Genomic DNA, 25404 nt, shown 5'->3' with positions numbered 1-25404 from the left:
TTGCGGAAACAGGTTATATTTTATTGAGAATGATAATCAACGATTAATAGCTGAGGAGTGAGCACGAATGAATCGAGAAGAATTGTTTGATGTAACCGTGATAGGCGGAGGACCTGCAGGGCTTTATTCAGCTTTTTATAGTGGACTCAGAGAAATGAGAACGAAAATAATAGAATTTCAACCACATTTAGGTGGAAAAATACATGTGTATCCGGAAAAAATGATTTGGGATGTAGGAGGACTATTGCCAGTTACAGGTGATAAGTTAATTGAACAACTTGTACAGCAAGGGTTAACATTTAAGCCGGAAGTTGTATTAGATACAAAAGTAGAATCGATTATTCGTAATCAAGATGGTACTTTTACATTAAAAACAAGTACTGGCGAAGAACACTTTTCAAAAACAGTTATCGTCGCAACAGGAAGTGGTATATTGAAACCGCAAAAGTTATCTATTGAAGGTGCTGAGCGATTTGAAGTATCGAATTTAAATTATACAGTTAAATCTTTAAAGCGTTTCAAAGGTAAAACAGTTATTATTTCCGGTGGAGGCAATTCTGCTGTTGATTGGGCAAATGAATTGGAACCAATTGCGAAAAAAGTGTATGTAACTTATAGAAAAGAAGAATTATCTGGTCATGAAGCACAAGTAAAACAACTTATGAACAGCTCAGCGGAGTGTTTCTTTAATACATCGATTACAAAATTAATTGCCGGTGATAATCATGAAGCGATCGAATATGTAGAATTAACAAATCATGAAACAGGTGAGGTTTCTCATTTACCTATTGATGAAGTTATTATTAATCATGGATATGAACGCGACATTACATTATTAGAAAATAGTGAGTTAGACGTTGCAATTATAGATAATTATTATATTGCAGGTAATGCAAATAGTGAGTCTTCAGTAGATGGATTATATGCTGCTGGAGATATTTTAAAGCACGAAGGGAAACTACACTTAATTGCAGGTGCATTCCAAGATGCTGGAAATGCTGTGAATAAAGCAAAACAATTTATCCAACCAGATGCAAGTGAGTACGGAATGGTTTCTTCTCATAATGAAGTATTTAAGAAGAGAAATCGCGAACTGATTAAGCAGATGATGAAATAATAAGGAACAAGTATACCCCCACGTATTTCTCTATTCAAGTGAATGAGAGATGTACGTGGGGGTTTTCCTGTTTACTATATTTTCTATCATTATAATGACACCGGTTTCATCAGTTCATATGATATGAACATTTTATTGGTAAAGCATCCTAGAAAACAATTTAACTATGTTTTGCTTACGCAGAACATGGCTAAATTACGCGGTCCCTTTAGCGCGTTCATTAGGAAATGGCATATTTAGTATAGAAGCAATATACTGTTTTCCATGCATTCGAGCTAATGATTCTAATATTTGGCGAACACGTTTTGTAAGATGACCTTGTTTTTTGATGGCTTCACAATATGCGTCATAGAAGGCATATTTAGCCCAAAGGAAATCATCTTGTTGGAATAAGAAATGATTTTTGTACCATTCACCAATTGTATGATAACAATTGTTTTCATGTATTGCTGTGCTTTGAGAAAGAAAACGATCAGATAAAGATACATTCAGATGAGAAATTGTGTTTTCTGTTTCAACTTGTAGTGTTTTTTCTAACATTGTAATGATGTGACGAGTAGCCATATGTTAACTCTCCTTTGTGTAAATGGGTAATACCATTCTATATTTAAAAAATTCTTACTATATAATACTATACAATATATGGAATGCATCTACCTGCTTTTTGAACTGCATTTACAAAATCTTTTTTATTTGTTTACAAAAATAAAGTAAAGTAAGATACAGTATAGATGAAAAAATAATAAAGGAATGAAGGCATTGTATATAACAATAGAAGAGACTGCGGAGTATTTGAATTTACCAAAATCGTATATTGAAGAGTTAATTCAGCAAAAGAAAATTCGTGCGCTATTCGATGGAGAGCAATATTTAGTAAATAAAGAACAATTCAATACGCATTTAGAACAAATGGAGAAATATAAGCAATTAGTGGAAGAAATATTGAACGAACCAATTCCAGAAGATATGGATGTTAAAGACGAAGATTAAACTATGGGAAATCCCTTATGAAGATATGCAGAAATGTATCTTCATAAGGGATTTTTTGTTTGAAGATATCAAAAACATAAGGAGTTCTTAGCCTTTCTTCAAATTTTGATAGGTAGTAGTCTACCATGTTAAAAGCATATTTTTTTCTAGCTAGGACAAACATAGAGAACGTAACCTGTACAGATACATATACTATCAGTGCAAAAGCTTATAAATTAATGGAAGGGGTTTTCTCGTGAGTTTATTTCATTGTGATTTTTTGAAAGGCTTAATTGGATCTTTTGTGAGAGTAAACAGGGGTGGTCCAGAATCTCAAAAAGGAACAATAATATCAGTATGTCCGGACTACTTTGTATTGCAGAATGAAAAAGGTGAGCTTTATTACTATCAACTTAGTCATCTAAAAAGTATTACAAAAAATGCGAAAGACTGTGGATCAATTGATGGTGAGTGGGAAGATTGCGAATGTGCAGACGACTTTGAAGCACTACTTCTAAGCTTCAAATATTGCTGGGTGAAAATTAATCGCGGTGGTCCAGAGAAAGTGGAAGGCATTTTGCAAGATGTTTCTTGTGACTTCGTTACATTAATTGTAAAAGAAGAAGTTATATTAATTGCAATAAAGCATATTAAAAGTGTTAACTATAATGCATTAGCATGCGGAGAGAGCGATGAGAGCGACGATAGTAACAGTAAGGAAAGTAGTAGCGATAACTCAGGTCGCGCTCGTGCACAAAGACAATCAAGTAGAGGAAGATAATAAGAAAGGGGGATACGAAATTGGAGAACGTATTATGCTGTGACCAAATTAAATGTTTAGTTGGTGAGAATGTAAAAGTAAATCTTCGCGGACCGGAAAGTCGAGTAGGGACACTGGTATCGTTAGGAAGAGACTATCTTACATTACAACTACCTCATGGTGAATTAGTATATTATCAGTTGAAACACGTGAAGAGTCTAGTGAAGAAAGTGAAAGAAAGTAAATGTGGCGATTGCTATAGTTCATGTTTCTGCTCTGATGAGGATACTTTTCTAGATATATTAAAAGACTTGAAGTATAAGTGGGTAAAAATTAATCGTGGCGGTCCAGAGTGTGTGGAAGGTTTATTAAGTGAGGTACACCATGGCTGTATTACACTAGTAAACGGCGATGAAGTTATTTATGTAATTAAGTCTCATATTAAGAGTGTGAGTCAAGTAGTTAAATGTAAAAAGAATGAAGATGAATAATGTTTAATAAATAAGAGGGGCATTATGAGGGAAAGAGAAGAACAATTTCTTATTTCGATAGTATGAAAAGGAATTACTTACTATTAAAACAGAACTTTGCCCTGATTATTTTTTTTGAAATGGAAGACAGGTAAGAAGAAATTCATAGGAAGGAGGATATAGATGAATGAGTTAAACAAAAGTATTGGAGAAAATATATATGTTAAATTAATCGGTGAAAAAAGGTTTAAAGGTGTATTAATTGATGTAGGAAATGATATCGTTGTTCTTTACAATGGACAAGATTACGTATATATATCTTTATACCATGTACAATACTATAAATTTTTAAGACCATATGACGAAGAAATATTAAAACCAGATGTTGATTCTGTAATTAAGAGGGAATCCCCTTCAATTTCTTTGAGAAAAGTATTAAGTACTTCTAAAGGGATTTTTACAGAAGTTTATGTAGCAGGAAATGCTCCAATACATGGTTATGTTACAAGTGTGATGAACGATTATATTGTTTTTTATAGTCCGGTTTATAAAACGGTATATATATCTTTAAAGCATTTAAAATGGTTAATTCCGTATAAAGAAAACCAAGTACCGTATGCCCTCAATAAAAATGAACTCCCCGTAAATCCGTTAAATATTACGTTAGCTAGAACGTTTGAAGAACAGCTTATTAAAATGACAGGGAAAATTATGGTGTTCGATTTAGGTGAGGAGTCCAATAAAATTGGAAAAATGGCGAAAATTGATGAAGGTCATATTGAAATATCAAAAGCACGTGATGCAAAAATGTATGTGAATATTCAACATGTAAAATCTGTCCATTGTCCGTAAGCTAGTTAAAAGGGCTGGCTTTTTCTTTTATATGCAGAAGAAAAGGTCGAGCCTATTTGTTTAGCCCGATTTGAATATGAGGGGAAAATGAATTGAATATAAATATATTATAGTGGAATCTTGTTTTGAAGAATTTGTACTAATTTATAAAGAAATGTGTACGAGCTATCTTTTTATGTATTCAATTTATTTTTTGAGGAGGAGCTGCTCAACTAATTTATTAAAGGGGTTTTGTTTGTGGAGCAGTTTCCGAATTCGTTATCAATTACATTGCTTGGTAGTGCTGGTGGAGCAGCAAAAGCAGTTTTAGCAATTTTAAATCAAGCGATAGCAAATGAAAAAGATCCAATTTATGAAGTATTAAAGAATGCCAAATTTCATTTGGTGGATATAAAACAAAAAGATAGGACTTATTATGATGAGTTGTTTTCGAATTTGAAAAGTCAATTATATTTATATGAAATAAATCTTCAAAATGTAGTGGAATTTAAACAACATTTAAAAGAAAAAAGAACGAGTGTTGTGATTGATGTTTCAGGGGCAGATACAATTAGAGTATTAAGCTGCTGTAATGAACTAGGAATTTGTTATATTAACTCAGCCTTGGAAAATGAGGCAGTAGATCAGGACGATAGCTTAATCGGCTTTCAGCTTACGGAAAGATATACAAGGTTTGAGAAGGAGAAAGAGAAATTTACAAATACAAAAGCGATTATAGGTTCAGGTATGAATCCAGGTGTTGTTCAATGGATGGTTGTTGAGCTTATGAAGGAACGACCAAATGAAAGGCCAAGAGCATGTTATATTGTAGAACATGACACATCATTTTTGAATGATACAGCACTTATAAAGCCACATACACTTTATGCTTCATGGGCAGTAGAGCGATTTTTAGATGAAGCGATCTGGAGTTATCCGATGTATATGAGTCATCATCGTCCTCTTTACTTTTATGAAGATGTATATGCTTCAGAGTATAAAGTGAAGTTAGGAGAAAAAGAATTCTATGGTTGTTTAATGCCACATGAGGAAGTATTAATTTTAGGGAAAAACTTCAATATGGAAGTTGGTTTTCTTTATCGAATTAATGAGTATACAACAAATATAATTAGACAGAACTTAGATCAAGTAGAAGATTTATGGAACTGGAATCGTAAAGTGTTTAATCCAGCGGAAGAAGAGGTTGCTGGAGAGGACTTGGTCGGTGTGTTACTCGTTTATGAAAATAGTGAGACATATATGTATAATGTGATGAATAGTAGCCAAGTTTTTCGTAAATATAAAACGAATGCAACGTATTTTCAGGTAGGGTGCGGGATTTATGCGGGCTTGTCCAGTTTACTTTTAGATCAATTTGAACAAGGTGCTTATTACGTCGAGGAGTTGCTATTAAATACAGAAAGTAAGTACGGTGAGTATTTAAATTTATATATGAAAGATTTTGTAATGGGGCATAATAATTTTACGGATGGATTGTTACATGACAGGGTAAGATGGATGTAAGTTGTTACCAAAAGGAAGGAGAGATCTCCTTCCTTTCAGTATTATAAGGTTAAATATTGCCCTGAAAGCAATTTCATACTTATACTTTAAGGAGATAACAATGAAAGTTTTTTGTATCGATCAAGGGGAGTTTTTATATGAATAAATACAAGAGCTTGATTTATGAAGAAAGAAGAGCCTTAAAGGTATTTATATTATTATTTTATATTATATTCTTTTTATATGACGCTATATATTATTTTGTATATCCTGCTATGAATATTAGTGGAACAGCGGTAGGTTGGCCAGAAGGTAGTCTTGGGATAGGTGTGCCTATATTTGTAATAGCATTATTTCCTATTTCTATATATCTTCAAAAAAGAGGGTATGTATATTCTGTAAAATATTTATTTTTATTTGGGTACATGTTTATCAATCTTGTGAATAATTTAATGATTTATTTGCGAACGGATAGACCTTTTGAACATGGCAGTATGGTAGAAATGTTATTAATTTTATTTGCCCCAGTTTTCGTGAATAGAAAATACTTTTATTTAGTGTCCTTTAGTGTAATTGGAAAGTACGTATTTTTCACATTGCTATTACAAGATTTAAAAGTGATAATTCCACTTGTTTTATGTGTATTTTATTTCATTATTTCACATTCTTTATTAAAACGATTTCAATCTTATGTAAGAACAGTGGTTAAAATGATGAACAATATGAAAGAGACGGAAAATTTAGCTGTGATTGGGACTATGTCTACAACAATTGCTCATGAAATTCGAAATCCGTTAACAGCGTTAAAAGGGTTTACGCAAATGCAAAAAGAAAGAAATCCAACTGATACGATGAGCTACGACATTATGCTACAAGAAATTGAAAGAGTCAATGGATTTGTTAGTGAATTGATGTTGTTAGGAAAACCAAAGCCAACAAATTATGAAAGGTGTAATATACGAGACATCCTTCTATATGTTGTGCATCTAATGGAAAGTTATGCAACGCAATATAGAGTTAAATGTCATTTACAAGTAGATGGGAATTTACCGGCTATAAACGGTGATGATAAGCAATTAAAACAAGTGTTATTAAATATCATTAAAAATGGAATAGAATCAATGCCAGAGGGTGGAGAAATTCATATCCGTGCATATCAAAAAACGCAAGGACATTTGTGTATTTCTGTTGAAGACCAAGGATTTGGTATAGAGAATGAGAAGTTAGAAAAAATTGGCAAGGCGTTTTACACAACAAAGGAGACTGGTACAGGACTTGGATTAATGATTACATATAAAATTATTAAGGAACATCAAGGGAGTATCACGATCCAAAGTAGTGTAGGAGTAGGAACGAAAGTAGAAATTTTTTTGCCGACCTTTTAATGTATTGGGAGAAAAGATTTTTCAGAAAAGTGTTCTTGTTGTGTAAATATAAACATTTTATAAAATGTTTCAAGAAGGGTTTTTTTTATAAAATACTTCGTTTATAATGGAGGAAAATATCGACATGAGATTGATTGCTCATGTAGCGGTTCAGTAGTGTTATGAAAAGATAAGAAGGGGTGCACACGCATCCTTTTTTCTATGCAGATATTATGAAAGAGGTGGTATGATGGAATTAACATTAAATTCGACTGTATGTTTACACACGATTCAATTTCGAAAAGAGCAAAAGAATTATATTGTAAAAGATACAATTACAGGAGAAAAATATGAAATGCCGCCACTTTGGATTGATGCATTGGCAATGATGCGTGACGGTTTTTTATTGGGGGAAATTGAGGAGAAATTAAAAGAAGAGTATCCATCCGAAGAAGTGAATATGTTAGCATTCACGAGGCAACTGTTAGAACTAGAACTTGTTGAAATGGTAGATGGAGAAGAGATAGCTTGCACAAAGAAGAAAGAGATAGATTGTTTAGCTTGGGTGCGTCCTCGTGTAGAACAATTCTTTCTTAATTTAAATAGAAAATATAGAAGCAAAGACCAGTAGTGGCCTTTGCTTTTTTTATAGGCTATGTTTAAAAAATAACTGCAAATGCTCTTGCGAAAGCACCGTCACTATCTTTAATTTTTAAAGGTGCTGCTGAGAAGAAGAAACGTTTCGTGTGAATGGCATCTAAGTTTGTTAAGTTTTCGATTAAATAAATATTATTCCTAAGTAGTATGTGATGAATTGGTGATGTTTCTGTCGTTACCTCATCAGGAGAAATAAAATCTAAACCGACAGATTTTACTTTTAATTGTACTAGTTCCTCGGCTAATTCTTCAGAAAGATAAAAAGCTTCTTTCTCATACGCCTCCGTGTTCCATTTAGTAGATAGATTAGAATGGAAAATAACAATATCACCCTCTTTTATGTCAGTATTATGCAATACTGCCTTAGGTAATTTTCGCTCTTGAATATGTGTTACATCTATAAGAACAGCTTCGCCTACAAATTGATCCAGCGGTAATTGATCGATGGTCGTTGCGCCTGAAATAAAATGCGCAGGGGCATCACAATGCGTGCCAACGTGAACGACAGAATGAAAATCTGTAACTTGATATCCTGATTCTTCAACACTTGTAACAGCTTCTAGTTGTATTTTAGGTGTTCCAGGAAATTGAGACATATTATTTTCAAATGTTTGCGATAGATCAATTACTTTCATTTTACATACCTCCAATATATGTTTTTCAAATAATAAAAAGCTCATCCTTCAGTATCAAGAAAGATGAGCTTTACATGCTAGTTGAGTTTTATCTTCCAAAATGCAATGCATTTTGCAGGAATTAGCACCTATTCAGTTTGTATAAACTGAGGTTGCTGGGCTTCAAAGGGCCGGTCCCTCTGCCTCTCTTGATAAAGAAGTATTCAGTTTTTAAAATCGGAATTTTCCGATAGTTAAATTGTAATTCATTTCCTTTTTGTGTGCAATACAAAATAGGTATTCACCCAAATAAAGCCGCTCGCATATTGTAGCTTATGTAAATACAATGCTGCGAAGGAGTGAGTGCAGTGACAGGAAATGTATTGAATTATTATGCTGGTGGTAATACAGCTAGGGGATTTCACAATTTATACGAAGAGAATTTAAAAGGATTAGACAGATTATTTATCTTAAAGGGTGGCCCAGGAACGGGAAAATCTTCTTTAATAAAGGCAATAGGTCGTGAATGGGTTGGAAAAGGATATGATATTGAATTTTTACATTGTTCTTCTGACAATAAATCGGTTGATGGTGTAATTATCCCACAATTAAAAGCAGGAATTGTTGATGGGACATCACCGCATGTTATTGAGCCCAAAATGCCAGGAGTTGTTGAAGAGTATATAAATTTAGGAATTGCTTGGGACTCAGATAAACTAAGAAAGCAGAAGTTAGAAATTGAAAGATTTGTTTCAGAAGCAAGCAAAGCTTTTCAGTCTGCTTACGCACGTTTTAAAGAGGCATTGGTTATACATGATGAGTGGGAGAAGATATATATTGATAATATAGATTTTAATAAAGCAAATGAACTAACCAATCAGCTAATCCAGAAATTATTTGCAGATAAAAGCGGGAGACAATCGCTTGTAAAAAATCGTTTTTTAGGAGCTGCTACACCGAAAGGAGCAGTTGATTTTGTTCCTAATTTAACAGAAGGGTTACCACATCGTTATTTTATAAAAGGGCGCCCAGGCTCTGGAAAATCAACGATGCTCAAAAAGTTAGCTAAGGCAGCTGAAGAAAAAGGGTTTGAAGTTGAAGTATATCATTGCGGATTTGACCCGAATAGTCTTGATATGGTTATCGTAAGAGAATTAGGATTTGCAATTTTTGATAGCACCGCACCACATGAATATTTTCCAAGTCGCGAGGGTGATGAAATTATTGATATGTATGCCCTTATTGTTACGCCAGGGACGGATGAGAAGTATGCGAAGGAAATTCGTGATGTCTCCATTCAATATAAAGCAAAAATGAATGAGGCGATGTCTTTCTTAGCGAAAGCAAAATCGGTTCGTGATAAATTAGAACGAATTTATATTGCTGCTATGGATTTTTCAATAGTAGATGCATATAAAGAGGAGATTCAAAAAGAGTTTGAACGAATTGCTGCTACTGTAATTGAAAAGCAACAATAGACGTTTCATTAGGCTGTCAGTAATTTCTGACAGTTTTTTTAGTATGTAGTAAAATTAATAGTGTATTGTCGAATTTCCAAGGAAATAATCAAAAAATGGAGATGTTATGAAATGAGAGAGAAAATCGAGTTGGAGTTAGAAAGAATTGAAAAAGAGAATGATGTAAAAATTTTATTTGCGGTGGAATCAGGGAGTCGTGCTTGGGGGTTTCCATCGAAAGATAGCGATTATGATGTTAGGTTTGTTTATATACATCCGGTAGAATGGTATTTATCAATTCATGACAAACGAGATGTAATTGAATATCCAATTAGTGATGATTTAGATATAAGTGGTTGGGATATTAAAAAGGCGTTGCAACTATTCGCGAAGTCGAATCCTGCTTTACTTGAGTGGATTCGATCACCAATTTTTTATTCGAAAAACTCTAATTTTCCAGAACTACTTCAACAGATGAGTGAGAAGAATTTTGATCCAAAAGCAACGATATATCATTATTTACATATGGCGTCGAAAAATTATCGTGAATTTTTGCAAGGTGAGAATGTAAAGCTGAAAAAGTACTTTTATGTATTACGTCCCATTTTAGCTTGTAAGTGGCTAGAAGAGAAAACGACTTTACCTCCTGTAGAATTTGATCGATTAATTACAGAATTATCATTAGAACGTAGCGTATTAGATGAAATTGAAAAGTTGTTAATAAAGAAAAAAGCAGGTACTGAATTAGATGTTGGATTGAAAATTAAGGTGCTAAATCAATTTTTAGAAGAACAAATTCATTACTATGGGCAATATGTAAAAGGAATTGAAAAGGGATCAGGAATCGATATTGAGAGTTTAAATAGATTGTTTCGAGATATGTTGTTTGAAGCATATGAAAAAGAGCACAAGTAAGTGAAGTGACCCCTAAAAGTTAGACACGGTTATTTCATTAGGCAGCTTGATAAAAATGAGTTCGGTATTGTACCGGACTCATTTTTAATTTTGCCTTAATCCGTTTCGTATTATAATAATCTATATATTTTTCTAATTCTATTTTAAAATGCTCTACACTTTTAAATTCTTTTATGTAGAGGAACTCCCACTTTATAATCCTAAAGAAATTCTCTATTACTACGTTGTCGTAACAGTTGCCTTTTCGAGACATACTCTGTACTATACCCCTTGATCCAAGTGTACGGACGTATTGTCTCATTTGATAATGCCATCCTTGATCCGAATGCATTAGTAGCTGGTGATTTTCAGGTAAGCGTTCTAATGCTTTCTCTAACATCTCTGAAACAAGTGAATACGTCGGTCTAGAACCAATTGTATAGGTAATAATTTCACCATTATACAAGTCTAATACAGGTGATACATACAGTTTCTTTCCAAACAATTTAAACTCTGTGATGTCCGTTACCCATTTTTGATTCGGGGCATCTGTATAAAAATTACGCTCTAAAATATTAGGTGCAATTTTACCGACTTTCCCTTTATAGGATTTATATTTCCTCATACGCACAACACACTTTAATCCAAGCTCTTTCATAATGCGCTGAACCTTCTTGTGATTCACTTTCTGATCACGATTCGTTAACTCATCACGAATGCGACGGTAGCCATAACGACCTTCATTTTCCTCATAAATTGCTTTAATTTCAGCTTTCAAATCGGCATCTTGATCCGGACGATTCATTTTCTTTACTAAATCATAATACGTACTCCGTGGAATACCAGCTAGCTCCACGAGTGCCTTCACCGAATATTTATGCCTTAATTCATAGACTACTTGTGCCTTGTCTTGTTTCGTGATTTTTCCTTGTTTTGAACTAAGGCATTCAACTTTTTTAAGTACTCATTTTCCATTTCAAGCTGTTGAATACGTGCTTCAAGTGCTTCGACTGACCCTTCAGCTAAAGCTTGTTTTACTTGTTTATTTGAATCTTTTTTCATGGATGGACGCCCCTTTTTCTTAGATTGAAGGGCATCAATTCCTTGTGTTTCGAGCTGTTTTTTCCAAACAGAAATCGTTGAAGGGGCAGGAATGTTAAAGATAGCTGCCGTCTCAAATAAGGACATACCGTTTTCAATCATAAAGTTTAGTACGTCTAGTTTAAATTGTTGTGTGTAATTTGTACATCGTTTTAGAAAAGCTTCCATACCATTCTGTTTATATTGGTTTACCCAATTCAAAATAATTGTGTCACTTATACCAACCGATTTACCCATTTCTCGATAACTTTCATTTCCGTTCAAATAACGTAGAACGATTTGTATTTTTTCATCAGCTGTAAATTTAGCCATAGAAAAACTGCACCTCCAATTGTTAGACTGTGTCTAACAATTGGGGTGCAGTTCATAAGTTTGTGCTCTTTTTATTTTGTAGGAATGAAGAAAACAGATATAGCTGCGATAAGACCTGCAAAGGAGAATAAGTAAAAATTCCATGCTAAGTCATATTGCATTGTCATAATAATACCGACGAGAATTGGGCCAGCAATTGCACCAACTCGACCAAGCCCCAGTCCCCAGCCTAAGGAGGTAGCTCGGATATGTGATGGGAAGTATTGTGTTACATATGCATTTAATATTTGAGTAATACCGACTGATCCAATACCAGCAAGGCCAATTAAAAGATAAATGATTGTAACAGATGGTTTGATTGTTAATAGTCCGATACATATGGCTGCCATAAGATAAGAGATGCTAATAACAATTTTTGCTCCTATACGATCAGCAATTGCTCCAGCGAATAGTGCGCCGATAGCTGCGGTAATATTTAGCATAAGTAGAAATGACAGACTAGACCCAAGAGGATATCCTGCCTGGCGCATCATCTGTGGTAACCAAGTGTTTAAGCCATATATTAAAAACATTCCCATTATATAAGTGATCCAAAAAAGTAGCGTTGCTTTTATGTATTCTTTTGAGAATAAAGTAAAAAATCCATTTTTCTTTCGTATAGTAGATGGGTCTTGATGAGTTTTATCTTTTACATGAAATTCAATTTGAAAACGATTAAGAATTTGGTTCACTTCTTCTTGGCGATTACGTGATAATAAAAATTGAATGGACTCGGGTAAATAGCGAATAATGAAAGGAATGAGGAGTAGTGGAATCATTCCGATACCAAACATAATTCTCCATCCGAAATCTTCTAACATAAGCATGGACAAAATAGCACCTAACACGATACCTAAAGGATAGCCAGTAAACATAAGAGCATAAATAAAAGATTGCCTTTTTTTTGGTGAATATTCAACAGTAAGTGCTGAAGCTGTTGGGATAACACCGCCTAATCCGATTCCTCCTATAAATCGAGATAATCCAAATAACTCAGGAGAAGGAGCGATAGCCGCTAAACCCATTGTGATAGAAAAAAGTGCTAAACAGCATATAAGCGTCCATTTACGCCCAATTAGATCTGTAATCGTTCCAACTAGAATAGCCCCAATAAACATCCCAAATAAAGCATAGCTTGCAATTGTACCAGCATGCGCTGGTGATAGCGCCCAGCTTTTGTCTTCTAGGAGCTTTGGTAGAACGGCACCGTAAATACCTAAATCATATCCATCAGCTAAAATGGCTAGCCAACAAATAAAAACAACAAGTTTTGTAATAGAGCTTGGAAAGATAGTTTCTGTAGATTCTAGATGAGGTGGAGCTGAAGGTTGCATAATATTCACCCCTTTTAATTTGTAGATGAATATATTATTTTATTTAATGTTAATATTTTCCTCCTTGTGTCGAATTTTATCTGAAAAGGGTTTATAACAAATAAAGAAGTTCAACAGTAATTTTGTTGAACTTCTTTATTTGTTTACTCATTATCAACTCGTTTTAACGGTTGATCTGCTGGGCCTTCAAGAACGTCTCCCTCAATTGAAAAACGAGAACCATGGCAAGGGCAATCCCAAGTACAATCACCATTATTCCATTCAACTTCACAGCCGAGATGTGTACAAGTTGTATCGACGATATGTAATTTTCCTTCTTTGTCCTTATAAGCACCTGCTCGTTTACCGTTAACATGTACGACAGATCCTTCACCAACTTCGAGATCTTCTGGCTTACGTAATGCGGTTTCAATCTTTCCTGCAATTAAATGTTTCGCAACATCAATGTTTTGGGAGAGGAACGTTTTTATATCTGGATTTGCATGGAAGCGTGATGGTGCATACAGTTCTTTATAGGGACTGTGAACTTTTAGGATGGAGTCCTTCAGTAGGTGAGCGGCAGCAGTTCCAGTTGTCATCCCCCATTTGCGATATCCAGTTGCAACAAATATATTTGGATTTCTTTCGTTAATATGTCCGATATAAGGAAGCTTATCTAGAGTAATTAAATCTTGTGCTGACCATCTATAAGGAACTTCATCTATTCCAAAAGTGGCTTCAGCAAAAGAATAGAGTGCTTCATAATGAAGCATCGTATTTATTCCCTGACCTGTTTTATGACTCTCTCCGCCAATCAAAATTAATTTTTCTCCATTGTTTGTTATATAGCGTAAGGAGCGCTTTGGATCATCAATACTTAAATACATGCCACCTGGATACTCCGTTTTTGCTTTTATTGCAAGAGCGTAGGAGCGTTCTGCGTACATTCGCGTAAAGAAAAAGCTATTCGCATCATAAAAAGGAAAATGTGAACAAGAGACGACATATTCACAAGTGATATGATGGCCCTCTTTTGTAATTATTTGTGAATAATCGCCCTTTTCCACATCCATAGCTGTTGTTTGTTCGTAGACCTTTCCGCCCATCTCCACAAACTTTTCTAAAAGTGTTTTTAAATAAAGAAGGGGATGGAATTGTGCTTGATTTTTCATTACAAGCGCAGATTGTACTGGAATAGGAATCGATAGAGATTGAACATAGTCACAAGGTATATTTAATTTTTGATAAGCTTCATATTCTTTCGATAAATTTCTTAATCCGTTATCAGTAGTTGTATATAAATATGAATCTTCATTTGAGAAATTACAGTCGATTTTATATGTTTGAACAGTTTTATTTATGAATTGTAGAGCCTGATTATTTGATTCATAGTAAAGCCGGGCCTTTTCTACACCGAAATGATTTATTAATTCATCATAAATAAGATCATGTTGTGCTGTTACTTTCGCTGTTGTATGCCCAGTCGTTCCATTTAAAATACGACCAGAATCAATTAAAACAACATCGATGCCTTCTTTTGCAAGTAAATAGGCAGTAGTAATACCTGTAATACCAGCACCGATAATAGCAACTTTCGTCTTTATATTTTCGGATAAACGAGGGAAAGTAGGAAACTGAGTAGATTCAATCCAATAAGATAGCGGCAGTTGTGGAAATGTATCACTTGTCATTGCGGAAACCTCCTGATTTTAGAACAATTTTCCTTTTAATATTTCCATATTATATGAAATTCATGTGTGTTGTTTTAGAAGTAGTCTATTTTTATTAAAAGAGGTTATAAATTATTTTAATATAATTAATTAGGTGGGGCATTATGATGTAGTAGGATTTATATAAAACTAAATTCAAGTGATTCTGTTTGTTGATTACATAGGGAGTTATTGAATGAGATAGAGTCTATGGCGTTTAAGAAAATGTCTATATATAGTGGGTAAATCCTTATGAAATCTATACATTTTCTTTAGTGAAATAAAGTATGATTATAAAAATATAACCACCTTTTATTACTAGGTCATAAAAGGTGTTGACAATATAGAAATTCTATTGTTATGATTCATCATGTGGAAAGGTTGATAGAGAGTAAAAAGAGAAATGTTTTTCATTGATAATAAAAGCGAAAAATAAGTGACGATAGAGTGAGTATATTTTCCTTATAATAGATGCTTTTTGGATCATCTAGTAAAATCAATCTGGAAGCAAGAATTGATATATGTAAGTTGCGCAAGGCGCGGCATAAGAAAGGAGCAAAAGGATGAAGGAGCTTCATACGTTTGGGTGGTATGCAGCACGTGTATCACCACATTTGCCGAAAAAAGCATTTAAACCAGTGCCTACTCGTTTATTTGGTGGACTGGCTTATTTGCTTGTGGCATTGGCGGGATTAATATCGATTGGTGTATTTGAATTGAATGTGTGGGCGAATCTAGGAATTGCGATTGTTCTTGGATTATGTTTTGCTTCACTAGGATTTTTAGGGCATGAAATTTTACATGGAACTGTTGTAAGAAAGGCATGGCTTCGTGACTTCTTAGGCGCGATTGCATTTATGCCATTATCAACAGGGCCAAAGCTTTGGAGAAAGTGGCATAATGCAACGCATCATGTTCATACACAGCATGAAGAGAATGATCCAGATGCATGGCCGACACTTGAGAAACTTAAGAAGAGTAAGTTTTTGAGTTGGGTATATCGTATGCCTTTACATGTACGTTCATTCTTTAGTTTTCTGTCACTAACAATTCAATTTACATTGCATTCGACTCGAATGTTCTTTCATTTTATAAAAGAGTTCAAGTCATCCAATCAAAAATCTGTATGGCTTCAACTTCTTTTGCCTTGGACAGTTTGGATTAGTTTATTGTTTATTATGGGACCTGGAAAATGGTTATTTGCATATGTCATTCCGTTGTTAATTGCTAACTTTATTGTAATGGCATATATCGCAACAAATCACCGCTTAAATCCAATTGTTCCAGTAAATGATCCGTTAGCAAACTGTTTGTCAGTAACAGTGCCGCGCTGGGTAGACGTTTTACATTTCAATTTCTCATATCATACAGAACACCATCTGTTTCCTGCTATGAGTTCTAAATACTATCCGTTAGTAAAAGAGAAGATTAAAGAAATGTGGCCGGAACGCTATCATGAGATGCCGATGACAAAAGCTTTGGCAGCGCTATGGAATACACCACGTGTGTATTATCAAGGAAGTGAATTAGTGGATCCGCATAGAGAGCATTTCTATGGTTCTTTAGGAAATGGACTAGATCCTCATAATATTTCATATCGTGAGGAACATATAGAGGAAGAAAAGAGTATTAAAAAAGTAAATCAGTAAAAATTAATATATTTTTGCAATGAAAAAGCAAGCCATCTCAGGCTTGCTTTTTCTTATAAAGAAACTTCCTTTTTGTTCTTTTTATGGAATTGGACGGAGTTAGTTTCTTTTCGTTGTAGTCGTTTTTCTAAGAGATTAACAAAATAAGTAAATAGAAGAACAAGTACGAGATAGTATACACCAACGATTATGTAAGTATCTAATTGTTGGAAGTTACCTGCTGCAATTGATAAACCTGAACCCCATAATTCGGACATTCCTACATAAGCAACAAGTGAAGAATCTTTTAATCCGATAATAAATTGGTTTCCTAGAGGAGGAAGAGACAGACGAAATGCTTGTGGTAATATAATTCGTCGCATAGCTAAAGGATAAGGCATGCCTAAAGAGCGAGCTGCTTCTAATTGTCCCCGGTCAACGGATTGAATAGATCCACGGAAAATTTCCGTAATATATGCTCCGTTATGAATTGCTAAAGCGATTGCACCTGCCCAAAAAGGGGTGAAAACAACAACGGATGTAATTCCAAAATAGAGAATGGCAATTTGAACAATTAAAGGTGTACCACGAATAATAGCAATATAGACATTAGCGATACTATTTAAAACTTTATTGTTAGAGATTCGAAAGAAAGCGAATAATAATCCAATTAATGAACCGAGTACTAGGGAAGTTAATGTTAATTGTAATGTGACAATAGTAGCCTTTAAGAGTGTGGGATAGGAAGCGATAAAAATTTCAAACATGCGTTTCACCTCATATTGTATAGATTTTAGTAGAGAATGAAATGCCCCACATAAAATGAATATTTAATCAGTGGGGCATTGTTTATGAATCTTTTGAATGGCTAACTTACTTCGTTTTTTCCTCTTCACCGAGAATATTACGCCCGAACCATTTTTTACTGATCTTTTCATACGTACCATCTTTAATGATTTCATCTAACGCTTTATTTACTTTCTCAACCATTTCTTTATCATCTTTGCGAATAGCAATTCCCATTTCATCAAGATTTAATGGTTTTCCGGCTTCTTTTATCTTCGATTTTCCTTCTTTTATCATACGTAGACCAACCATTTGATCCGTAATTACTGCGTCAACACGCCCAGGCTCTAAGTCCATAAGAGCAGTAATATCGCTGTCATATTCTGTGATTTGATCTGTATATTTTGCAACAAGATTTTTAAAGGTGCTAGCTTTTACAACACCAATTTTCTTACCTTTTAAATCTTCTGGAGAAGAGATAGCGGTATTCTTTTTAGCCACAAAAATTTGGGCCCCAGAGCGATAGTACGGATTTGAGAAACTAACAGCTTTTAAGCGCTCCTCTGTAATTGCCATACTACCCAGTATTACATCATATTTCTTCGCTTGAAGACCTTGAATCAGCGTTTCCCATGGGTTTGTAACGGGCGTAGCCTTCATGTTCATCTTTTTAGCAAGAGCTTCACCGATTTCTACATCAAAGCCGACAAGTTTGCCGTCATTTTCTTTATAGTTAAAAGGTTTGTATAATCCACTCATCGCATAGCGAAATTCTTTTTCACTATTTGATGAAGTAGTAGAGCTTTCTTTGCTACAAGCTCCTAGTATGAAGGATGTACATAGTGTAATGCTCGCAACAATGGTTAATAGTTTTCTTTTCATAAAACCCCTCCTATATATTGATCATACGGATGGTTTTTTAGTATGTTATTGAAATATTTTATTTGGATGATTAGTTGTGCACCGTATGAATGTATTCCTTTTCGTTTGAAACAAAAGTTACATTATAAAACGTTGCGTAAAAATTGTTTTGCCCGTTCATGTGATGGAGCTGAAAAGAATTGTACTGGCGGAGCATCTTCTACAATCTTTCCATCGTCCATAAAGATGACGCGATCAGCTACATCTTTTGCGAAATTCATTTCATGAGTAACAATAACCATGGTCATCCCTTCTTCAGCAAGTTCTTTCATAACTTGCAATACTTCTCCAACAAGTTCAGGGTCTAAAGCTGAGGTAGGCTCATCAAATAGCATAATCTTAGGGCTCATTGCAAGAGCTCGTGCAATGGCAATGCGCTGTTTTTGACCACCTGAAAGAAGATGAGGAGTTACATCCGCTTTATCTTGAAGGCCGACTTTTTGGAGAAGTTGATTTCCAATATCCTGTGCATTTGCTTTCTCTAATTTTTTTACGTGAATAGGTGCTTCTATGATGTTTTCTAGTGAGGTCATATGAGGAAAGAGGTTAAAGTGCTGAAAAACCATACCGACATTTTCACGGACTTTATTTAAATTTGAATGCTTTGGATCAATTCGCTCACCTTGTAAGTGAATTTCGCCTTCATCGTACATTTCTAAAAAGTTAAGACAGCGAAGTAATGTACTTTTACCAGAACCACTGGCACCAATTAAAACAACAACTTCTTTTTCTTTTACTTCTAAATCAATTCCTTTTAACACATCAAGTGAACCGAATGATTTTACTAGATTTCGAACTTGAATCATACAAAACCCCCAGTTAAAAATATATTTTACAAATGTTGCCCTGTATTTCTGTTATTAGTCATAAATTGTCAGAATCCTTTATTTTTTTCGTGCAATTTGATATTCAAAGAAATAATGATTTTTAAAATCTCTATATCCTTCTATAATGAAAATATGGATAATAATATATAGGTAGTATTTATATTGCTTATAAAAAGGGGGAAAGGGAAGATGGAAAAAGAAAGAAAAACATTTTCTTTTGGATTACGTACACAACTTATGCTATTCACTACAGTTTTAGCTTTCATTACATATTCAACAAGTATATTTTTTATTTACGTGATATACGATTATTTTCAAAGTTATGTAAGTCAAACTGTATATAATATTATCGTTATGTTATTAGGGGTAGTATGGTCTGGAATTTTAGCATATGGAGCAGCCGTATTTTTAATTAAACCGCTTCGCAAGTTAGAGGAAGCGGCAAGAAAAGCAGCTGAGGGTGATATTCGTGAAGATGTTCCATTACCGAAGACAGATGATGAAATTAAATCTTTAAGTGTTGCATTTAATATGATGTTAGGAAACTTAAGGGGCATGGTAAAAAATATTGATACAACATTTTCGTATACAAATAATCAAGTACAGCAGATTAGAAAACAAACAGGCGAAGCAACGAGACAAGCGCAAGGTGTATCTGAGACACTTGCAGAAATTTCTTCAGGCGCTGAGCAATCAGCGGCATCAATTCAAGCAATTGTTTCTGCTGTTGATACAACGACTTCTATTGCAAGTGAAGTAGAAGAAAAAGCGAAGCAGTCTGATACATTGTCTTCAGAAATGGTTGAAGCTTTAGGGCATAGTACTCGTGTCTTTACGTCTTTAATTCAAGGTATTCAAATATTGGCAAAAGAAAATGAAGATTCAATGCAAAATGTACAGAAGTTAGAAGAACGAATGAAACAAGTAGAACATATTGTGTCTGTTGTGAGTGCGATTGCTAGCCAAACGAATTTATTAGCACTAAATGCTTCTATTGAGGCAGCTCGCGCAGGAGAGCATGGAAGAGGCTTTGCGGTTGTTGCGGAAGAAGTACGTAAACTTGCTGATGAAAGTGATCATTCTGCAAGAAACATATCGCAGTTATTACGGAATATGCAAGATGAAGTACAACAAGTTGCAATGAAAATGACAGAACAAGTGAAAATAGCTAAAGAAGAGGCGAAACGTGGGGAAGCTACGGAATTAATTTTAAAAGAAATGTCATCAAGTGTTATGGAAGTAGCCGATGCAACTCAGCAAATTAGTAGTTATATGAATGAACAAGTGAGCCACATTCATCAAACAGGAGCACAAACAAAAGCTGTAGCAGCAATTGCTGAAGAAACGTCAGCTGGTTCGCAAGAAGTGGCGCGTGTGACGCTACAACAGTCTAAAAATATGATAGTAATCGATCAATTATTAAAGGATTTAGAGAAGCAAGCAACTGATTTGAAACAAACAATTGAACGATTTTCAATGTAAAAGGAAGAACAGAATGCTGTTCTTCTCTTTTTTATTTAGCTTGATTTAATATTTACAGTTAAACTATGAACGTTTCCGCAACATTCTTTTCTGTCCCTTTCGGATGAAAATTATAGCGAGCTATAATATTAAAAGGGGTGTCTTTTATGAAAAAAGAAAAAAGACAACGGTTAATTAAACAATTTGTAAAGGAGTATGAAATAGATAAGCAAGAAAGATTAGTAGAATTGTTAGCAAAAAAAGATGTATTAGTAACACAAGCTACGGTTTCTCGCGATATTCGTGAGTTAAACTTAACGAAGGTACCTTCTCAAGAAGGATTAATGATATATAAAGTTTTCTCAGAAGAGCATGTACAAACTGATATAAAGTTAAAGAAAAAATTACGAGAAGTTGTTGTAAAAATTGATTGTGTAGATCAATTAATGGTTATTAAAACATTACCTGGTAATGCACATGTTATTGGTGTTTTATTTGATGAGTTAGATTGGAAAGAAAAAATAGGATGTATATGTGGAAATGATACATGCCTTATAATTTCACAGTCGAAATCAGATAGGGAGATTATAGAAGAAAGATTAAATTTAATTATTTAGATGCAAAAATCCTGTTTTTAATAAAATTAAAAACAGGATTTTTGTTTAAATACGGAAGTTAAATATTCAACATATATGCGTAATATATGTATTTTTTATTGAGAAAGCGAGATAGTTTGTTATAAAAATACATATTCGTATGATTTTAAAAAAATAACTTGTTTAATATTTCACAATGATAATGTGGATACTTTCACAAAGATGAAAGTGCAGAGCATTTATTATGTACTTGTAAGACATCAAACATATTTAAAAGGAGGTACAACAAATGAAACATCCGATACATGTTACTTCAGAAATTGGGGAATTACAAACGGTTTTATTAAAACGACCGGGTAAAGAAGTGGAAAACTTGACGCCAGATTATTTGCAGCAATTATTATTTGACGATATTCCATACTTACCAATTATTCAAAAAGAGCATGATTATTTTGCACAAACGTTACGCAATCGGGGTGTTGAAGTTCTTTATTTAGAAAAACTAGCCGCTGAGGCGTTAGTAGATAAAAAACTTCGAGAAGAATTTGTTGATCGTATTTTAAAAGAAGGACAGGCCGACGTAAATGTTGCACATCAAACTTTAAAAGAATATTTACTTTCCTTTTCAAATGAAGAATTAATTCAAAAAATTATGGGCGGTGTACGGAAAAACGAAATTGAAACAAGTAAGAAGACACATTTATATGAATTAATGGAAGATCACTATCCGTTTTACTTAGATCCAATGCCTAATTTATATTTTACTCGTGATCCAGCAGCTAGCGTGGGCGATGGCTTAACGATAAATAAGATGAGAGAACCAGCGCGTAGACGTGAATCATTATTCATGGAGTACATCATTAAATATCATCCAAGATTTGCAAAACATAATGTACCAATCTGGTTAGATCGTGATTATAAATTTCCAATTGAAGGTGGCGACGAGCTAATTTTAAATGAAGAAACAATTGCGATTGGAGTATCTGCTCGTACTTCAGCTAAAGCAATTGAACGTTTAGCTAAAAATCTCTTTAGCCGACAAAATAAAATTAAGAAAGTGTTAGCAATAGAAATTCCAAAATGTCGAGCATTTATGCATTTAGATACAGTATTTACAATGGTTGATTATGACAAGTTTACAATTCACCCAGCCATTCAAGGGCCAAAAGGGAATATGAATATTTATATTTTAGAAAAAGGATCAGATGAGGAAACTCTTAAAATTACACATCGTACTTCTTTAATGGAAGCATTAAAAGAGGTATTAGGCTTAAGTGAATTAGTTCTTATTCCATGTGGAGGAGGAGATGTAATTGCTTCTGCTCGTGAACAATGGAATGATGGCTCGAACACATTAGCAATTGCGCCAGGTGTAGTTGTTACATATGATCGCAACTATGTATCTAATACGTTATTACGTGAACACGGTATAGAAGTGATTGAGGTGCTAAGTTCGGAATTATCTCGTGGTCGTGGGGGTCCACGTTGCATGAGTATGCCAATTGTTCGTAAAGATATTTAGTATAAATAACGGAGAAAGTAGGGATGAATTATGTTAATGACTAGACCAAATTTAAAAGGAAGAAGCTTTCTAGCAGAAAAAGATTTTACACAAGAAGAATTTTTATATTTTCTAGATTTGGCAGCAGAATTAAAAGAGAAAAAGAAAAATGGTATCCCGCATCATTATTTAGAAGGTAAAAATGTAGCGCTCTTATTTGAAAAAACTTCTACTCGTACGCGTTGTGCATTTACAGTAGCATGTACAGATTTAGGGGCAAATCCTGAATATTTAGGGAAAGGTGATATTCAACTTGGGAAAAAAGAATCTGTAGAGGATACAGCAAAAGTGTTAGGGCGTATGTTTGACGGAATTGAGTTTCGTGGATTTAATCATGAAACTGTAGAATCTTTAGCACAAAATTCTGGTGTGCCAGTTTGGAATGGATTAACAGATATGTGGCATCCAACACAAACACTAGCAGATTTATTAACAATTAGAGAACATATAGGGAAATTGAAAAATGTGAAGCTCGTTTACGTTGGCGATGGGCGAAATAATGTTGCTAATAGCTTACTAGTTGGTGGAGCAATCGTTGGAATGGATGTACGTATTTGTACACCGGAATCTTTATGGCCTGCACAAGAAGTAATTGATTTAGCAAAAAAATATAATGAACAAGTAATGATAACAAGTAATGTGGAAGAAGCTGTTGCGAATGCAGATGTAATTTATACAGATGTATGGGTGTCTATGGGGGAAGAAGAAAAATTTGCTGAACGTGTCGAGTTATTGAAACCTTATCAAGTAAATATGAAAATGATTAAAGCAACAGGGAATGAAAACGTGATTTTCTTACATTGTTTACCTGCATTTCATGATGTTGAAACGATGTATGGCGAAGAAGTTTATGAGAAATATGGGTTGAAAGAAATGGAGGTAACTGACGAAGTATTCCGCAGTAAACATTCAAAAGTATTTGATCAAGCTGAAAATAGAATGCATACAATTAAAGCGGTTATGGCAGCTACTTTAGGAAACATGGAGTAAAGAAGAAAGGGAGTCTTCCTTTCTTCTTTCTCCTCCTTTAGACACGATCATTCACTATTGCTTTTGTATTGTTATTGCAATTAAAGAGAGGTGAGTGGAATGGGTGAAGATAAGAAATTAGGGTTGTTTACACTAACGGCTCTTGTAGTTGGGTCTATGATTGGCGGTGGAGCCTTTAATTTAGCGAGTGATATGGCAAAAGGTGCTGGTGCTGGAGCCATTATTATTGGCTGGGTTATAACAGGAATTGGGATGATCGCACTCGGATTATCTTTTCAAAATCTAACTGTAAAACGGCCAGATTTAGATGGTGGTATTTTTAGCTATGCAAAAGCAGGGTTTGGTAATTTTATGGGGTTTAATAGTGCGTGGGGATACTGGCTATCTGCTTGGCTTGGGAATGTAGCTTACGGTACATTATTGTTTTCTTCATTAGGATATTTCTTCCCGATCTTTGAAGGCGGTCAAAATGTAGAATCCATTATTGGTGCAAGCGTATTATTATGGTGTGTTCACATGTTAATTTTACGTGGAGTTCAATCAGCAGCCCTTGTGAATTTAGTAACTACAATCGCAAAATTAGTACCTGTATTTATATTTATTGTCATAGGAATCTTTGCGTTTCATATTGATACGTTCTTAGATGGATTTTGGGGGCAAACTGGTTCTTTTTCATGGGGAGCAGTTGGCAGCCAAGTTAAAAGTACAATGCTTGTAACTTTATGGGTATTTATTGGGGTAGAAGGGGCTGTTGTTTTATCCAGTCGAGCAAAAAATAGAAGTGATGTAGGGAAAGCAACCGTTATTGGCTTAATTGGTACACTCATCATTTACATTTTAATCACATTATTGTCTCTTGGACTTATGCAGCAAGCAGACATTGCAGGTTTGAAAAATCCGGCTATGGCTTATTTGTTTGAAAGTGTTGTTGGAAAATGGGGTGCTATCTTTATTAATTTAGGTTTAGTCATCTCTGTATTAGGTGCTTGGTTAGGTTGGACTTTGCTCGCTTCTGAAATTCCATATTTAGCGGCTAAAGATGGAGTATTTCCAAAATGGTTCGCAAAAGAAAATAAAAATAAGGCTCCAGTAAATTCATTATGGATAACAAATGGTTTAATACAAATATTCTTGTTAACATTCGTCGTTTCTGATCAGGCGTATAACTTTGCATTCTCTTTAGCATCTTCAGCTATTTTAATCCCATATGCTTTTTCAGCATTTTATCAACTGAAGCATAGCTTAAAGTCTGAAGAAGCAGATCGAAATAAAAATATAATAATTGGCTTGATCGCAAGTATTTATGGAGTGTGGTTAGTTTATGCAGCCGGTTTAGAGTATTTATTATTAACAATGACTTTATATGCGCCAGGTATTTTTATTTTTTACAATGTTCAAAAGCAAAAGAGTTCGAAGCAAATATTTACTCGAGTGGAATTAGCATCATCCGTAGCAATTGGTGCTTTAGCATTCTTTGCGATTTATGGATTAATTACAGGCAGTATTACTTTATAAAGCGCTGTG

At 34.3% G+C, this 25404-nt stretch carries 23 protein-coding genes, 2 pseudogenes and 1 riboswitch; of the genes and pseudogenes, 17 read left to right on the top strand and 8 right to left on the bottom strand.

The window, feature by feature from the left end:
• Positions 1-67 precede the first annotated feature (67 nt).
• A complete protein-coding gene (locus MKY38_RS20305; protein ID WP_001078299.1) occupies positions 68-1117 on the top strand; it encodes an NAD(P)/FAD-dependent oxidoreductase in 1050 nt (349 codons plus the stop codon).
• Between the two features lie 195 nt (positions 1118-1312).
• Here MKY38_RS20305 and MKY38_RS20300 read toward each other — a convergent pair whose 3' ends face one another.
• Positions 1313-1681 carry a hypothetical protein gene (locus MKY38_RS20300; RefSeq protein ID WP_000235475.1) on the bottom strand — a complete coding sequence of 123 codons (369 nt, stop codon included), beginning with the start codon at positions 1679-1681 and terminating at the stop codon, positions 1313-1315.
• Positions 1682-1867: 186 nt separating this feature from the next.
• Between MKY38_RS20300 and MKY38_RS20295 the strand changes: the two genes are divergently transcribed.
• The 7 genes from MKY38_RS20295 (at position 1868) to MKY38_RS20265 (ending at position 7645) form a co-directional block, all read left to right on the top strand.
• Positions 1868-2107, top strand: coding sequence for a helix-turn-helix domain-containing protein (locus MKY38_RS20295; RefSeq protein WP_078385229.1), 240 nt, complete (start codon positions 1868-1870; stop codon positions 2105-2107).
• 235 nt (positions 2108-2342) lie between these two features.
• Positions 2343-2867 (top strand): spore coat protein, encoded by a 525-nt coding sequence (locus MKY38_RS20290; RefSeq protein WP_065224778.1) that lies wholly within the window; start codon positions 2343-2345, stop codon positions 2865-2867.
• Positions 2868-2887: 20 nt separating this feature from the next.
• The gene (locus MKY38_RS20285; protein ID WP_065224779.1) at positions 2888-3337 is read left to right on the top strand and encodes a spore coat protein; all 450 of its coding nucleotides are present in this window, start codon (positions 2888-2890) and stop codon (positions 3335-3337) included.
• A gap of 162 nt (positions 3338-3499) precedes the next feature.
• The gene (locus tag MKY38_RS20280) at positions 3500-4168 is read left to right on the top strand and encodes a hypothetical protein (RefSeq protein WP_053565369.1); all 669 of its coding nucleotides are present in this window, start codon (positions 3500-3502) and stop codon (positions 4166-4168) included.
• A gap of 237 nt (positions 4169-4405) precedes the next feature.
• On the top strand, positions 4406-5671 hold the full coding sequence (locus tag MKY38_RS20275) for an S-adenosylmethionine decarboxylase related protein (protein WP_078439564.1): 1266 nt from the start codon (positions 4406-4408) through the stop codon (positions 5669-5671).
• Between the two features lie 137 nt (positions 5672-5808).
• Complete coding sequence (locus MKY38_RS20270; RefSeq protein ID WP_341049565.1) at positions 5809-7035, top strand: ATP-binding protein; 1227 nt, start codon at positions 5809-5811, stop codon at positions 7033-7035.
• Positions 7036-7264: 229 nt separating this feature from the next.
• A complete protein-coding gene (locus tag MKY38_RS20265) occupies positions 7265-7645 on the top strand; it encodes a hypothetical protein (protein WP_000424116.1) in 381 nt (126 codons plus the stop codon).
• A 28-nt stretch (positions 7646-7673) separates the two neighbouring features.
• Here MKY38_RS20265 and MKY38_RS20260 read toward each other — a convergent pair whose 3' ends face one another.
• Positions 7674-8306, bottom strand: a complete 633-nt coding sequence (locus tag MKY38_RS20260) for a cyclase family protein (RefSeq protein ID WP_065224782.1) — start codon at positions 8304-8306, stop codon at positions 7674-7676.
• A gap of 85 nt (positions 8307-8391) precedes the next feature.
• A riboswitch (SAM riboswitch) is annotated at positions 8392-8504 on the bottom strand.
• A 149-nt stretch (positions 8505-8653) separates the two neighbouring features.
• Here MKY38_RS20260 and MKY38_RS20255 point away from each other — a divergent pair.
• Positions 8654-9763: a PRK06851 family protein gene (locus tag MKY38_RS20255; RefSeq protein WP_114556014.1), complete on the top strand. Its 1110-nt coding sequence runs from the start codon at positions 8654-8656 to the stop codon at positions 9761-9763.
• Positions 9764-9874: 111 nt separating this feature from the next.
• Positions 9875-10657, top strand: coding sequence for a nucleotidyltransferase domain-containing protein (locus MKY38_RS20250; RefSeq protein WP_070179663.1), 783 nt, complete (start codon positions 9875-9877; stop codon positions 10655-10657).
• Between the two features lie 37 nt (positions 10658-10694).
• Here MKY38_RS20250 and MKY38_RS20245 read toward each other — a convergent pair.
• The 3 genes from MKY38_RS20245 to MKY38_RS20235 form a co-directional block, all read right to left on the bottom strand.
• Positions 10695-12049, bottom strand: a protein-coding gene (locus tag MKY38_RS20245; protein ID WP_341049559.1) for an IS3 family transposase whose coding sequence is annotated in 2 segments (ribosomal slippage) — positions 10695-11596 and positions 11596-12049 — 1356 coding nt in all. Because the reading frame shifts where the segments join, the coding sequence is not laid out codon by codon here.
• Positions 12050-12120: 71 nt separating this feature from the next.
• Positions 12121-13422, bottom strand: a complete 1302-nt coding sequence (locus MKY38_RS20240) for an MFS transporter (protein ID WP_001183082.1) — start codon at positions 13420-13422, stop codon at positions 12121-12123.
• A gap of 143 nt (positions 13423-13565) precedes the next feature.
• Positions 13566-15092 carry an FAD-dependent oxidoreductase gene (locus tag MKY38_RS20235; RefSeq protein WP_000199986.1) on the bottom strand — a complete coding sequence of 509 codons (1527 nt, stop codon included), beginning with the start codon at positions 15090-15092 and terminating at the stop codon, positions 13566-13568.
• 581 nt (positions 15093-15673) lie between these two features.
• Between MKY38_RS20235 and MKY38_RS20230 the strand changes: the two genes are divergently transcribed.
• Complete coding sequence (locus tag MKY38_RS20230; RefSeq protein ID WP_000661226.1) at positions 15674-16759, top strand: fatty acid desaturase family protein; 1086 nt, start codon at positions 15674-15676, stop codon at positions 16757-16759.
• A gap of 53 nt (positions 16760-16812) precedes the next feature.
• On the opposite strand, the gene MKY38_RS20225 is transcribed toward MKY38_RS20230, so the two are convergent.
• The 3 genes from MKY38_RS20225 to MKY38_RS20215 form a co-directional block, all read right to left on the bottom strand.
• Positions 16813-17568 (bottom strand): amino acid ABC transporter permease, encoded by a 756-nt coding sequence (locus MKY38_RS20225; RefSeq protein ID WP_114555829.1) that lies wholly within the window; start codon positions 17566-17568, stop codon positions 16813-16815.
• 43 nt (positions 17569-17611) lie between these two features.
• Complete coding sequence (locus tag MKY38_RS20220; protein WP_000823765.1) at positions 17612-18406, bottom strand: ABC transporter substrate-binding protein; 795 nt, start codon at positions 18404-18406, stop codon at positions 17612-17614.
• A gap of 122 nt (positions 18407-18528) precedes the next feature.
• Entirely contained in the window at positions 18529-19251 is a 723-nt protein-coding gene (locus MKY38_RS20215; protein WP_000616927.1) for an amino acid ABC transporter ATP-binding protein, read from the bottom strand.
• Positions 19252-19461: 210 nt separating this feature from the next.
• Between MKY38_RS20215 and MKY38_RS29375 the strand changes: the two are divergent.
• The 6 genes and pseudogenes from MKY38_RS29375 to arcD form a co-directional block, all read left to right on the top strand.
• Positions 19462-19812: pseudogene (locus MKY38_RS29375) on the top strand (HAMP domain-containing protein); the annotation flags it as partial.
• A 369-nt stretch (positions 19813-20181) separates the two neighbouring features.
• Positions 20182-20754: pseudogene (locus MKY38_RS29370) on the top strand (methyl-accepting chemotaxis protein); the annotation flags it as partial.
• Positions 20755-20900: 146 nt separating this feature from the next.
• The gene (argR, locus tag MKY38_RS20205) at positions 20901-21350 is read left to right on the top strand and encodes an arginine repressor (protein ID WP_000711827.1); all 450 of its coding nucleotides are present in this window, start codon (positions 20901-20903) and stop codon (positions 21348-21350) included.
• A gap of 268 nt (positions 21351-21618) precedes the next feature.
• The gene (gene arcA / locus MKY38_RS20200) at positions 21619-22851 is read left to right on the top strand and encodes an arginine deiminase (RefSeq protein WP_000682331.1); all 1233 of its coding nucleotides are present in this window, start codon (positions 21619-21621) and stop codon (positions 22849-22851) included.
• Positions 22852-22881: 30 nt separating this feature from the next.
• A complete protein-coding gene (gene argF / locus MKY38_RS20195; RefSeq protein WP_065224788.1) occupies positions 22882-23880 on the top strand; it encodes an ornithine carbamoyltransferase in 999 nt (332 codons plus the stop codon).
• Between the two features lie 99 nt (positions 23881-23979).
• Entirely contained in the window at positions 23980-25395 is a 1416-nt protein-coding gene (gene arcD / locus MKY38_RS20190; protein WP_137072801.1) for an arginine-ornithine antiporter, read from the top strand.
• Positions 25396-25404 lie beyond the last annotated feature (9 nt).

Source organism: Bacillus sp. FSL R5-0585, assembly GCF_038004545.1.
GTDB classification, from domain to species: Bacteria; Bacillota; Bacilli; order Bacillales; family Bacillaceae_G; genus Bacillus_A; species Bacillus_A cereus.
Note: the sequence above shows the minus strand (reverse complement) of the source record. Positions and strands in the feature narration are given on the sequence as shown.